Origin of the sequence: Acinetobacter sp. YH12105, from assembly GCF_013419095.1 — a bacterium.
In the GTDB taxonomy this organism is placed as follows: Bacteria; Pseudomonadota; Gammaproteobacteria; order Pseudomonadales; family Moraxellaceae; genus Acinetobacter; species Acinetobacter pseudolwoffii.
Genome location: NZ_VPAU01000013.1, coordinates 1 through 11,861, shown reverse-complemented (window position 1 = coordinate 11,861; position 11,861 = coordinate 1). Strand labels below are relative to the sequence as shown.

12 protein-coding genes are annotated in these 11,861 nt (G+C 42.8%); 8 read left to right on the top strand and 4 right to left on the bottom strand.

Annotation, left to right across the window (positions count from 1 at the left end; translation table 11 throughout):
* The first annotated feature begins 21 nt into the window (after positions 1-21).
* The 3 genes from alr (at position 22) to FTU44_RS10225 (ending at position 3,134) form a co-directional block, all read left to right on the top strand.
* Positions 22-1,134 carry an alanine racemase gene (alr, locus tag FTU44_RS10235; protein ID WP_180050557.1) on the top strand — a complete coding sequence of 371 codons (1,113 nt, stop codon included), beginning with the start codon at positions 22-24 and terminating at the stop codon, positions 1,132-1,134.
* A 45-nt stretch (positions 1,135-1,179) separates the two neighbouring features.
* Complete coding sequence (locus FTU44_RS10230; RefSeq protein ID WP_159138579.1) at positions 1,180-1,542, top strand: RidA family protein; 363 nt, start codon at positions 1,180-1,182, stop codon at positions 1,540-1,542.
* A 152-nt stretch (positions 1,543-1,694) separates the two neighbouring features.
* Entirely contained in the window at positions 1,695-3,134 is a 1,440-nt protein-coding gene (locus FTU44_RS10225) for an amino acid permease (RefSeq protein ID WP_180050555.1), read from the top strand.
* 111 nt (positions 3,135-3,245) lie between these two features.
* Here the strand turns inward: FTU44_RS10225 and FTU44_RS10220 are convergent, their stop codons facing one another.
* The 4 genes from FTU44_RS10220 to FTU44_RS10205 all read right to left on the bottom strand — a co-directional run bounded on the left by FTU44_RS10220 (position 3,246) and on the right by FTU44_RS10205 (position 6,423).
* Positions 3,246-3,875 (bottom strand): hypothetical protein, encoded by a 630-nt coding sequence (locus FTU44_RS10220; protein ID WP_180050552.1) that lies wholly within the window; start codon positions 3,873-3,875, stop codon positions 3,246-3,248.
* Between the two features lie 53 nt (positions 3,876-3,928).
* Positions 3,929-4,369, bottom strand: a complete 441-nt coding sequence (locus FTU44_RS10215; RefSeq protein WP_180050550.1) for a hypothetical protein — start codon at positions 4,367-4,369, stop codon at positions 3,929-3,931.
* A gap of 348 nt (positions 4,370-4,717) precedes the next feature.
* Entirely contained in the window at positions 4,718-5,170 is a 453-nt protein-coding gene (gene hemJ / locus FTU44_RS10210; RefSeq protein WP_100328923.1) for a protoporphyrinogen oxidase HemJ, read from the bottom strand.
* A gap of 23 nt (positions 5,171-5,193) precedes the next feature.
* The gene (locus FTU44_RS10205) at positions 5,194-6,423 is read right to left on the bottom strand and encodes a beta-ketoacyl synthase N-terminal-like domain-containing protein (RefSeq protein WP_005096011.1); all 1,230 of its coding nucleotides are present in this window, start codon (positions 6,421-6,423) and stop codon (positions 5,194-5,196) included.
* A 275-nt stretch (positions 6,424-6,698) separates the two neighbouring features.
* Here FTU44_RS10205 and FTU44_RS10200 point away from each other — a divergent pair, with 275 nt between their 5' ends.
* The 5 genes from FTU44_RS10200 to FTU44_RS10180 all read left to right on the top strand — a co-directional run.
* Positions 6,699-8,201: an EcsC family protein gene (locus tag FTU44_RS10200; protein WP_100534694.1), complete on the top strand. Its 1,503-nt coding sequence runs from the start codon at positions 6,699-6,701 to the stop codon at positions 8,199-8,201.
* A gap of 154 nt (positions 8,202-8,355) precedes the next feature.
* Positions 8,356-8,730, top strand: a complete 375-nt coding sequence (gene rpsL / locus FTU44_RS10195; protein WP_002050319.1) for a 30S ribosomal protein S12 — start codon at positions 8,356-8,358, stop codon at positions 8,728-8,730.
* Positions 8,731-8,908: 178 nt separating this feature from the next.
* Positions 8,909-9,379, top strand: a complete 471-nt coding sequence (gene rpsG / locus FTU44_RS10190; protein ID WP_004279240.1) for a 30S ribosomal protein S7 — start codon at positions 8,909-8,911, stop codon at positions 9,377-9,379.
* A gap of 128 nt (positions 9,380-9,507) precedes the next feature.
* Positions 9,508-11,643 carry an elongation factor G gene (fusA, locus tag FTU44_RS10185; RefSeq protein WP_005096016.1) on the top strand — a complete coding sequence of 712 codons (2,136 nt, stop codon included), beginning with the start codon at positions 9,508-9,510 and terminating at the stop codon, positions 11,641-11,643.
* A gap of 92 nt (positions 11,644-11,735) precedes the next feature.
* On the top strand, positions 11,736-11,861 hold a 126-nt coding region (locus FTU44_RS10180; protein WP_227518531.1), incomplete at its 3' end, for a GTP-binding protein.

The window sequence follows — 11,861 nt, the reverse complement described above, 5'->3', positions numbered from 1 at the left end:
TGCTGTTTCAAGGAAGAAGCTATGCCACGCCCAATTCAAGCTGTAGTGCACTTAGATGCATTGCAGCATAACCTGAAGATCGCCAAAGCCGCAGCGCCCAGTGCCGAAGTCTATGCTGTGGTTAAAGCCAATGCCTATGGTCATGGTATTGAGCGAGTCTATTCAGCATTTCAATCAGCCGATGGTTTTGCCTTGCTGGATTTGGCTGAAGCGCAACGTCTGCGTGCGCTCGGTTGGCAGGGCAAAATTTTACTGCTCGAAGGAATTTTTGCTGTAGACGATTTAGACGTCTGTGCTGCATTAGATTTAAGTTTTAGTCTACATAGCCAGCATCAAATCGCTTGGTTAACGCAGTTTCAGCAGATCAATCCAGACGCAAAATTTGATGTGTACTTAAAACTTAACAGCGGTATGAACCGTTTGGGTTTTCAGGCCCACGAATATACGGATATTTTTAAGCAAGTCCAGGCACTGGGCAATGTACGCTCAGTTAGCCATATGACGCATTTTTCCGATGCAGATGGTCAGCGCTTTGGCCAGAACGGCATTGATTATCAATATTCAATGTTCACGCAAATCACTGGGTCTTTAGCCGGAAAAACTTCTGTCAGTAATAGTGCAGCCATCCTGCGCCATCATCACTATATTCAATCCGACATTGTGCGTAGTGGCATCATGCTGTATGGCAGTTCGCCTGACTATCCTGACCATACTATTGATGACTGGAATCTGCAGCCCGGCATGAGCCTGCGCAGTGAAATCATTGCGATTCAGTATATTCAGGCTGATGAAAGTGTGGGTTATGGTTCTAACTTCGTTGCGGAGCAGGCGATGCGCATTGGTGTAGTGGCATGTGGATATGCCGATGGGTATCAGCGCATTTCAGCAACAGGTACACCAGTTCTGGTGGATTCAGTGCAGACTCAAGTTCTTGGTCGGGTCAGTATGGATATGCTTACCGTCGATCTGACCGCTGTCCCTCAGGCGACTGTGGGGAGTGAAGTGGTGCTTTGGGGGAAATCTTCGCAAGGTGAAATTTTATCAATTGATGAGGTCGCGGCCGGTTCAGGAACCGTAGGCTATGAATTGATGTGTGCGATTACGGCTCGTGTACCGGTTCGGATCGAAAGCTAAAACTAAATATTGACCAAATAACGGAAGAAATTGAGAGGACATATGATGATGGAACACACCGATATCCAGCGTATTAACAGCAATCAGGTCATGAGTGCTGTCACCATTCACAACCAGACCGTGTATTTATCCGGGCAGGTGCCGGATAGCACCCGTCAGGATATTAGCGGTCAAACGCAGGAAGTGCTGACGAAAATTGATCAGCTGCTCAAGCTGGCAGGAACAGACAAAAGCCGACTGCTGTCGGCACAACTATTTGTGAAAAATCTGGAAGATTTTCAAACCGTGAACCAGATCTGGATTCACTGGTTGCAAGGACAGGGAACTCCGGCACGTGCCACCATTCAGGCAGATCTGGTCAATCCTGACTGGCTGATTGAAATTGCAGTGATTGCAGCACAGGCTTGAGTTGTTTTGGTTTTTATATCTCCCAACTTAATTTTGTAAGGACATCAGCTCCGGTCATTTAGCTTTTTAAATGGAACTTCATCTGCATTCAGGATTTCAGGAAGAAATCCGATCAGATGAGCAAGGGTCTGATGCAAAAAAAGGAACTAAACATGAATACAACATCCGCTAAAGATGACGCAGCGCCGTCGCAACATGAGCTACAACGCAAGCTCTCCAATCGGCATCTGCAGTTAATTGCCATTGGTGGTGCAATTGGTACCGGTTTATTTATGGGATCGGGTAAAACTATCTCTTTGGCCGGCCCTTCAATTTTATTTATTTATATGATTATTGGCTTTATGTTTTTTTTCCTGATGCGCGCATTGGGTGAGATATTGTTGGCTAATTTACATTACAAATCATTTATTGATATGGCGCGCGACCTGATAGGTCCGGGCGCGGCCTATTATATTGGCTGGTCTTATTGGCTCGGTTGGGTTCTGGTCGGGATTGCCGATTTAGCAGCGATTATTAATTATCTAAGTTTCTGGTTGCCCGAGGATGTGGCCTTTACCCCCATCGGGCAGGCACTGATCAGTGTCGGCTGTGTATTGCTGGTTCTGGGTTTGAACTTGCTGACGGTCAAACTGTTTGGTGAAATTGAATTCTGGTTTGCCCTGATTAAGATTTTAGCCATTTTAGGCCTGATCTTTATTGGCGGCTTTATGGTGTTGAACCAGTTTCAGGCACCAGATGGCAGTACTGCAAGCTTTAGCCATGTCTGGTCGGGTGGTATGTTCCCCAAAGGTGCGGATGGCTTCCTGGCAGGCTTCCAGATTGCCTTATTCGCCTTTGTGGGTGTGGAATTGCTCGGTACGATGGCAGCTGAAACCAAAGATCCTGAGAAAAATTTACCCAAAGCCGTCAATGCAATTCCAACGCGTATTATCTTGTTCTATGTGTTGTCATTGTTTGTAGTGATGTCAGTGACTCCATGGGCTAAAATTCCTGCGGATCAAAGTCCTTTTGTCAGCTTATTCATGCATGCCGGTATTGGTGCGGCGGCGATCATCATGAATCTGGTGGTCTTGTCATCCGTCATGTCTTCCATGAATAGTGGTGTATTCTCCACCAGTCGTATGCTTTTCGGATTGGCGCGTGGTCAACAGGCACCTGCCGCTTTGGCGCATCTATCGAAACGTTCTGTACCAGCCAAGGGTTTAATGTTCTCATGTGCCTTTATTATGGCTGGTGCAGCTTTGCAGTACTTCGTGCCCAATACCTTGGAAGCTTTTACTTTAGCGACGTCACTGTGCGTGATTTTGTTTATTAGTATTTGGAGCTTAATTATGGTGTGTTATTTACGCTACCGTAAATTACGCCCTGAACAGCATGCCAACTCCACCTTTAAAATGCCGGGCGGGGTATGGATGAGCTATATCGTACTAACTTTTCTGGCTTTCGCTCTGGTCATTTTAAGTTTGGAGCCAGATACATTCAATGCATTAAAAATCAGTCCATTATGGTTGATTATTTTGGCAGTAACTTATTATGTACTGTATCGGCCGCGTGTCGCAGCCGCGAGAAAAGCGGCATTAGAAACACAATGAAATAGCTCAAAAAAATCCCCGCCTGATCGGGGATTTTTTTATTGTAAGCAGAATAATTTGTGAATCATCCTTCCTCTATTTTCTAAAAAAGCCAAATCATCATTCAGATAATTAAAGTTGAGGAACACAGCGCTGATAAAATTTACTTTGATTGGATGTATATTCGAAATAAATTAAACAGGTATAAATACATAGAATAAATAATGCAACCCTTGCTACTGGCGAAACAAACAAAGATGATAAAAGGATGATGAGCAAACACGGGATTATCCATACCAATACACGTTTCTTTTTTTGTTTTACAACGACTTGAATTTCCTGATTTGACATTGGTTTAGTCTGATTTTTCCACAATTCGATTTTTATTGGCTCATTGCTAAACTTAAGTTGTCGGTATTCACTATAAGCGGGCTGTAAGGCATCATGCTTCATAAAAAAATCCGAATATGAGGCAAAAATATAATTTTCGATCTGCTCTAAACTTGGTGATGCTGTGCTAACACTAAAATCCTGATTCAAATCTTGAAAGACAAGCTGAAAATTTCCAGCGTATTCATTGCGGATAAAATGAATCGATAACATGGATTCTGGATAAAAATAACTTGGGTGCAGTAGATAATTTTCATGCCGTTGCCACAGTGGGTGTTTGTGGAAATTATGGGTGAAAATTGGCAGTTCGTCAGGGTTGGGATGATAAGCACGTATTTGTAAAATAAGAGCTAAATCAGGTGTAAGGCACACTTCAACTGATTGACCTACAAGTTGTTCAGGTTTAACTTCTATGGGTTGTAAAATTAAGAAATCGGGATAGCGAATATTAAAAGTCTTTTATGGGTTTCATTTTTTAAATCATAAAATTTAAGTTCAATATTAAGCTGCTTTAATTTGGGATCATATTTTGAAACTTTGGTGATCTTGCCAAATGTCTTGAGGTATTGGTCGGAATATTGTTTTCGTGTTTTTCGAGCATATAGCCATAGATACAAACCCTCTATTTCATTTAATGTAAACAGCCCAAGAAAAAGTACAGAAATAGTCAGTTGTGGATTATTAGAATTCCATACAAGATAAATCGCGCCAATAGCAAAAATCCAATGAAAGCGAGCTTTTATTTTTTGATGAAGCTTAAGCTTTGGGCCATGCAATTTTTTAAAGTTTTTCACAGCATCTGAATATAATTTTTGAGCTTCAGGTGTTGAGGCTGTTTTAATTTCTGCGGATGAAAAGTTCTGCATAATTGACCTTTTATTTTTCATGATCTTGTTTTTGTGTTAGCTAAAGGAAAGAGTCCGTTCAGAAATATCCAGATTACTCTTTTTTTGTTGTGTACATGAGTCTGATTTCATTTTTATAGTATTTTGATTTTTAAGATATTATATTAAAAATTGAATAAAAATAAAGTAATCAAGTTTTCAAAATACAGGTAATTTTCTCAAAAAGAGGAAGAGTTATGTATAGTGCAGTCATTTCCAAGACACAAACTTTCTGAATTGAATCTTAAAACGGACAGCTGTGTGCAGATTTAAATATTCAGACATAAAAAATCCCCGACTGATCGGGGATTTTTTTATTGCGCAAATGAATTAGAAAGTCGGTTTAACCACGACTAAAATCACCACGGCAAATAAAATCAAGGTTGGCATCTCATTAAAATAACGCCAGAACTTGTGTGACTTGTAATGGGCATTTTCCATCAGTTTTTTGCGGTAATGGCCACATACCAGATGATAAATCACCAATAAACCCACCAGACCCACTTTCAGGTAAAACCATAAAGCTTCATGATAGTGACGTGTTGCATCACCCCAATCGACCAGAAAGTGCGCTGTAATGAGGGTGGCCAGCATGGCAGGCCACATGATGCCACGATACAGCTTGCGTTCCATCACCTGAAAACGCGCGTGGCTTACGGCATCTTCGCTCATGGCATGGTAAACATACAGCCGTGGCAAGTAGAACAACGCAGCGAACCAGCACACCACAGCAATAATATGTAATGCTTTTACCCAAAGGAAAGCATCAGAAGGAGCATCCATCAAGTCACCCTAAAATGGGCGGCTTAGCCTTCCCATTTTTTGAAGATGAGACAAGCATTTACGCCGCCGAAACCGAAACTGTTACTCATCACAGTATTCAATTTTGCGTCACGTTTTTCAAGCACGATATCAAATGGTTTTGCGCCTTCATCCAGCTCGGTCACGTTAATGTTTGGAGCAATAAAGTCATTTTGCATCATCAGGATCGAGTAAATTGCTTCCTGAACGCCAGCAGCACCCAGGCTGTGACCAGTCATAGACTTGGTTGAGCTCAGTGGTGGAACTTTATCTTCACCAAATGCACGTGCCATCGCTTGAAGCTCGGTCACGTCACCAGCAGGTGTAGATGTACCATGAGTATTCACATAATCAATCGATTCAACACCATGTTGTTTGGCTTCTTCAAGTGCCATCAGGATACAGCGTGTAGCCCCTTCGCCACTTGGTGCAACCATATCTGCACCATCCGAGTTGGCCGCATAGCCCACCACTTCAGCCAAGATGTTTGCACCACGTGCTTGTGCATGCTCAAGTGACTCAAGCACCACAAAACCGCCACCACCGGCAATCACGAAGCCGTCACGGTCAGCAGAGTACGGACGAGATGCAGTTTCAGGCGTGTCGTTGTATTTAGAGCAAAGCGCACCCATCGCATCAAACAATAAGCTTTGTGACCAGTGATCCTCTTCACCGCCACCAGCCAGCATCAAATCTTGTTTGCCCAGTTGGATCAGGTTATAAGCATAACCAATGGCATCGGCAGAGGTTGCACATGCACTGGTAATGGTATGTGCTACGCCTTGTAGTTTAAAAGCGACACCGACGTTTGCAGTAATGGTGTTGGTCATATTGCGTGGTACAAAGAAAGGACCAATTTTACGCGCACCTTTGGTATCTAGAAGTTCTTTCATTTCAACCACTGAGGCAGTTGAACCACCACCTGAACCACCGGCAATACCATAGCGTGGATTATTTGCCAGATCTTCTTGTTTTAAACCGGCATGTTCAACTGCAGCAAGTGCCGAATTGTAGGCATACATTGCGCATACGCCCATAAAGCGTTTGAGTTTACGGTCAATACCGTCGAAATCCTGTTCGGCCGCAGCACTCACATGGCTTTTGAAATTGAGTTCAGCATAAGTCGGATTAAAACGTGTTCCTGAAATCCCATTTTGTAAAGAATGGTTTACATCCTCTAATGTATTACCAATACACGAGTTAATACCCATGCCAGTGATGACAACACGTTTCATCTACAGATCCTTATAGTTTAGCTCTACGTCCAGTGGCAGAAAGTGGGCTATATAAAATCGCCAAATCCGGCCTCTAGCCTTATTTCATGATGGAGAACATGATAGCAGAAAGACTTTTGAAATCTTATGGCAAATGTTATGCCGTGTGACAGTCGGTTGGGTTTGTGAGTCGGCATGTAGGGATTTTACTAAATGACACAGAATAAAGTTGAGATAAATGCTGACTACACCTAGTATTTATATCAAATACAAGCACGTGAATGCTGAGGTAAAAAATGGTAAATGCTAATAATAAACAATCTAATGGTCTGATTTCGAATGCCTTTGGAGTGGCGAAAAAGTTCAGTTCAACCGGATTGGATTTATTGAATCATGTTGCACCAGACTCGGTGACGAAAGCACTTAAGCCGTCAAATTCCGGTCAGGTGATTGACGGTTCGGCGAAGACAAAAAGCGTTTTTTCGGCTAAAAAATATGATAATCCACAGCAAATGCTTCGTGAACATCTGCCAAATGTATCTCGCCAACTTCTAGGACACCGTTTTAATACCGTCAATAACGTGGCACATTTTGTTTCTCCTGAACTGACGGAGAAAGTATCAGACTATTTTTATGACCGCCTTAACCAGTTTAGTAACCAGAGCAGTTCGGTCGATGCCATTCTGAATGAAGCGGGAGCAAAAGACTTGGAAGAGTTGACTCAGGATGTCAATCGTTCTAAACGAATTTCACAGGCTTTGGGTGAGCAAAACAAATGGATTGCAACGGTACAGGGTGCAATCAGCGGTGCTTCTGGGGTGCTTGGTACAGCGATTGATATTCCGGCTTCTTTGTTAATGGCGCTACGTACCATTTATCAGGTCGGTCGCTCTTATGGTTTTGACCTGAGCAAAGAAGATGATCAGGAAATCGTACAACATATTTTTAGACAGCTAGACCTTGGCCTGATTGCTGAAAAGCAGACCTTATTATTGGGCTTAAAAGCGCTGAGTAATACGATTAAAACCCACGATATTTCCCAGCTTCAGACCATGCTAGGTTCTGATAATGATATGACTGCCATAAAGCAATGGTTAAACAACCATGAAGGCGAGGCGAAATGGGAATGGGTGAACAATCTGCCAAAAATTTCTATTTTAGAAAAATTAACGAAATTGACACCATTGGCAAGTGCTGGAATCGGAGCAGTTTATAGTCACCGTTTTGTTGATGATGTAAATCAGAAAGCTCAAGAAGCTTTCTCACATGCTCGACAATATCTGATTCAGCATCAAGATTCGCAATTGTCTCCCTATGCGGCCTATGAAAAAGCAGTCAATTTATTGCAACAGGCTGCACCTAAATTATTAGACAGTTCATCTCAGTCGATCGAGGCGCCAAAAGACGAGCCAATTCTGGATCAGGATATTGCAATTGAAGGCAATGATACAATTACTCAGGTCAAACTGGTTAAGAAAGAAAAGAATGATCTCAGTTCTGAAGAAGCTGAAGTGAAAAAAGATGAAAAAGTCAGTGAAGGTCTAGATGCCCTCAGTGATGAATTGGTTGAACCTGTGGCAGATAAACAATCGCAACAGCCTGCTTTAACCAAAACTTCTTTTGATCCTGACGTGGAAGCAGAGATACAAGCAGATAATACTGCTGAAAATGAATCGGAGACCGTGGAAAATGAGGGGCTAGAGGGGCAGGAGGATCCTGATTCTGCATCTGAAACAGCCTCAACAACATCTAAAGCTCAAGATGTTACAAAAAAAACTGCGAAGAATCCGAAAAAGTAAATGAATTCTGAGAGAAAATAGCAGCATAGCGTATAGTTGTTATTATATTTGGTCGACCTGAGCAGGTTGACCAATTTTACATCTTGAATTACAATTGCATGCCCTCAAAAAGCAGTATGTTTTTGGGGCTTTTTATTAACGGGAGAATTGCCAAATGGCAACAACAAATCAGTTGATCCGTAAGGGTCGTACGACTTTAGTTGAAAAATCTAAAGTTCCTGCGTTGAAGGCTTGTCCACAGCGCCGTGGTGTTTGTACACGTGTTTACACAACTACACCTAAAAAACCTAACTCAGCAATGCGTAAAGTTTGCCGTGTTCGCTTAACTTCAGGTTTTGAAGTTTCTAGCTACATCGGTGGTGAAGGCCATAACCTGCAAGAGCACAGTGTTGTTCTTATCCGTGGTGGTCGTGTTAAAGACTTACCAGGTGTACGTTACCATACCGTTCGTGGTTCTTTAGACTGTGCTGGTGTTAAAGATCGTAACCAGTCTCGTTCTAAATACGGTACTAAACGTCCTAAGAAATAATTCGTCGAGAATTAAATTTTAAGAACGTAGAACCGCAATCCTTTATCGTCTCGCTTGTCTGATTTCTGCATTTAATTTTGTGAAATTCAAGCGACGTGTAGTAAGGCCAGCGAATGCACATGACACTTTGTGCTCATGCTGGATAAACCTGAAGTGTCATCTTTATAGGTAGTTTAAAATGCCAAGACGTCGCGTAGTCGCTGCTCGTGAAATCCTTCCGGATCCTAAGTTCAGCAGCCAAACAATCGCTAAATTCATGAACCACGTAATGCAAGATGGTAAAAAATCTATTGCTGAAAGTATCGTTTACGGTGCTTTAGACCGCGTTCAAGAAAAATCTAAAGTAGACCCAGTTGAATTTTTCGAGACTACTCTTGAAAAAGTTCGTCCTATGGTCGAAGTAAAAGCACGCCGTGTTGGTGGTGCTACATACCAAGTACCTATGGAAGTACGCCCATCCCGTCGTACTGCCCTAGCTATGCGTTGGTTAGTAGATGCTGCTGCTAAGCGTTCTGAAAAAACTATGGCTTTACGTCTTGCTGGCGAGTTGCTTGATGCATCTGAAGGCAAAGGCGCTGCGGTTAAGAAACGTGAAGATGTGCACCGTATGGCTGAAGCCAACAAAGCATTCTCTCACTACCGTTTCTAAGCAGATAAAACAGGCCCTATTCAGGAAAGTGCTAAAACCGTCATGGTTTTGTCACCAAAGCGCTTTAAGTTGCTATGCAGCTTAAAGCGTCCTGTTTTAAACAACAAAATTTAGGAATGCTAGAAATCATGGCACGTCAAACCCCAATTTCTCGTTACCGTAACATTGGTATTTCTGCGCACATTGACGCAGGTAAGACAACCACTTCTGAACGTATTTTGTTCTACACAGGTGAGAGCCATAAACTTGGTGAAACTCACGAAGGTTCGGCAACTACGGACTGGATGGAACAAGAGCAAGAACGCGGTATTACCATTACCTCAGCAGCTGTAACATGCTTCTGGAAAGGTATGGCGAACCAGTTCGAACAACACCGTATTAACGTAATTGACACCCCGGGACACGTTGACTTCACGATTGAAGTTGAGCGTTCTATGCGTGTTCTTGACGGTGCGTGCATGGTTTACTGTGCTGTAGGTGGTGTTCAGCCTCAGTCAGAAACGGTATGGCGTCAAGCAAATAAATATAAAGTTCCACGTATTGCGTTCGTTAATAAAATGGACCGTACTGGCGCGAACTTCTTCCGTGCAGTTGAACAAGTTAAAACACGTCTTGGCGGTAATCCAGTGCCAATCGTTGTTCCAATCGGCGCAGAAGAAAACTTCCAGGGTGTTGTTGACCTGATCGAAATGAAAGCAATCATTTGGGATGAAGCATCTCAAGGTATGCAATTCGAATATGGCGACATCCCTGCTGACTTAGTTGCTACTGCTGAAGAATGGCGTACTAACATGGTTGAAGCTGCTGCGGAAGCATCAGAAGAACTCATGGACAAGTACCTAGAAGGCGAAGAGCTAACTAAAGAAGAAATCGTTGCTGGTATCCGTAAGCGTACATTGGCAAACGAAATTCAACCGATGCTTTGTGGTTCGGCATTCAAAAACAAAGGTGTTCAACGTATGTTGGATGCTGTAATTGAATTCTTGCCAGCACCGACTGACGTTGAAGCGATCAAGGGTATCCTTGACGACAAAGACGAATCTGAAGGTTCTCGTGAAGCGTCTGACGAAGCTCCGTTCTCTGCACTTGCATTCAAAATTATGAATGACAAATTCGTAGGTAACTTGACTTTCGTTCGTGTTTACTCAGGTGTTCTTAAAGCGGGTAGCCCGTGTTATAACCCAGTAAAAATGAAGCGTGAGCGTGTTGGCCGTATCGTACAGATGCATGCGAATGACCGTAAAGATATCGAAGAAATTCGTGCGGGCGACATCGCGGCATGTGTAGGTCTTAAAGACACAACGACTGGTGATACATTATGTGATGAAAACCACGTAATTACACTAGAGCGTATGGAATTCCCTGAGCCAGTAATTGCACTTGCAGTTGAGCCTAAAACTAAAGCTGACCAAGAAAAAATGTCAGTTGCTTTAGGTCGTTTGGCGAAAGAAGATCCATCATTCCGCGTACGTACTGATGAAGAATCAGGTCAAACCATTATTGCTGGTATGGGTGAACTTCACCTTGACATCATTGTTGACCGTATGAAGCGTGAATTCGGTGTTGAAGCCAACATTGGTAAACCAATGGTTTCTTACCGTGAAACGATCAAAAAGTCAGTTGAACAAGAAGGTAAATTCGTACGTCAAACTGGTGGTAAAGGTAAGTTCGGTCACGTATACGTACGTCTAGAACCGCTTGCTGAAGACGCTGGTAAAGACTACGAATTCGTTGAAGAAGTTGTAGGTGGTGTAGTACCTAAAGAATTCTTTGGCGCGGTTGACAAGGGTATCCAAGAACGTATGAAGAATGGTGTACTTGCTGGTTATCCAGTAGTGGGCATCAAAGCGACATTGTTCGACGGTTCTTACCATGATGTCGATTCTGACGAATTATCGTTCAAAATGGCAGGTTCTTACGCATTCCGTGATGGTTTCATGAAAGCAGATCCAATCTTGCTTGAACCAATCATGAAAGTTGAAGTAGAAACTCCAGAAGACTACATGGGCGATATCATGGGTGACTTAAACCGTCGTCGTGGTATGGTTCAAGGTATGGACGATCTTCCTGGTGGTACTAAAGCCATTCGTGCTGAAGTTCCATTGGCTGAGATGTTTGGTTACGCAACTCATATGCGTTCTATGTCTCAAGGTCGTGCGACTTACTCTATGGAATTTGCTAAATATGCTGAAACTCCACGTAACGTGGCTGAAGGCATCATTTCTAAGTTCCAGTCTGGCGGTAAAAAAGGTGACGACGAGTAATCTTTCGATTACTATAAGCCCAAACTAATTCATAGTTAAACCCAAGTGCTCATGCAGTGATCCTGCATGAGTAGTTTAAAAAGGAAGATCTCATGGCTAAGGCTAAGTTTGAACGTAATAAGCCACACGTTAACGTGGGCACAATTGGTCACGTCGACCATGGTAAAACAACTTTAACAGCTGCGATTGCAACTGTATGTGCAAAGAAATTCGGTGGC

What these genes read in the sequence shown, in the direction of transcription:
- alr (WP_180050557.1), top strand. Translation starts at nt 22, where the DNA reads ATGCCACGCCCAATTCAAGCTGTAGTGCACTTAGATGCATTGCAGCAT.
- FTU44_RS10230 (WP_159138579.1), top strand. Translation starts at nt 1,180, where the DNA reads ATGATGGAACACACCGATATCCAGCGTATTAACAGCAATCAGGTCATG.
- FTU44_RS10225 (WP_180050555.1), top strand. Translation starts at nt 1,695, where the DNA reads ATGAATACAACATCCGCTAAAGATGACGCAGCGCCGTCGCAACATGAG.
- FTU44_RS10215 (WP_180050550.1), bottom strand. Translation starts at nt 4,369, where the DNA reads ATGCAGAACTTTTCATCCGCAGAAATTAAAACAGCCTCAACACCTGAA.
- hemJ (WP_100328923.1), bottom strand. Translation starts at nt 5,170, where the DNA reads ATGGATGCTCCTTCTGATGCTTTCCTTTGGGTAAAAGCATTACATATT.
- FTU44_RS10205 (WP_005096011.1), bottom strand. Translation starts at nt 6,423, where the DNA reads ATGAAACGTGTTGTCATCACTGGCATGGGTATTAACTCGTGTATTGGT.
- FTU44_RS10200 (WP_100534694.1), top strand. Translation starts at nt 6,699, where the DNA reads ATGGTAAATGCTAATAATAAACAATCTAATGGTCTGATTTCGAATGCC.
- rpsL (WP_002050319.1), top strand. Translation starts at nt 8,356, where the DNA reads ATGGCAACAACAAATCAGTTGATCCGTAAGGGTCGTACGACTTTAGTT.
- rpsG (WP_004279240.1), top strand. Translation starts at nt 8,909, where the DNA reads ATGCCAAGACGTCGCGTAGTCGCTGCTCGTGAAATCCTTCCGGATCCT.
- fusA (WP_005096016.1), top strand. Translation starts at nt 9,508, where the DNA reads ATGGCACGTCAAACCCCAATTTCTCGTTACCGTAACATTGGTATTTCT.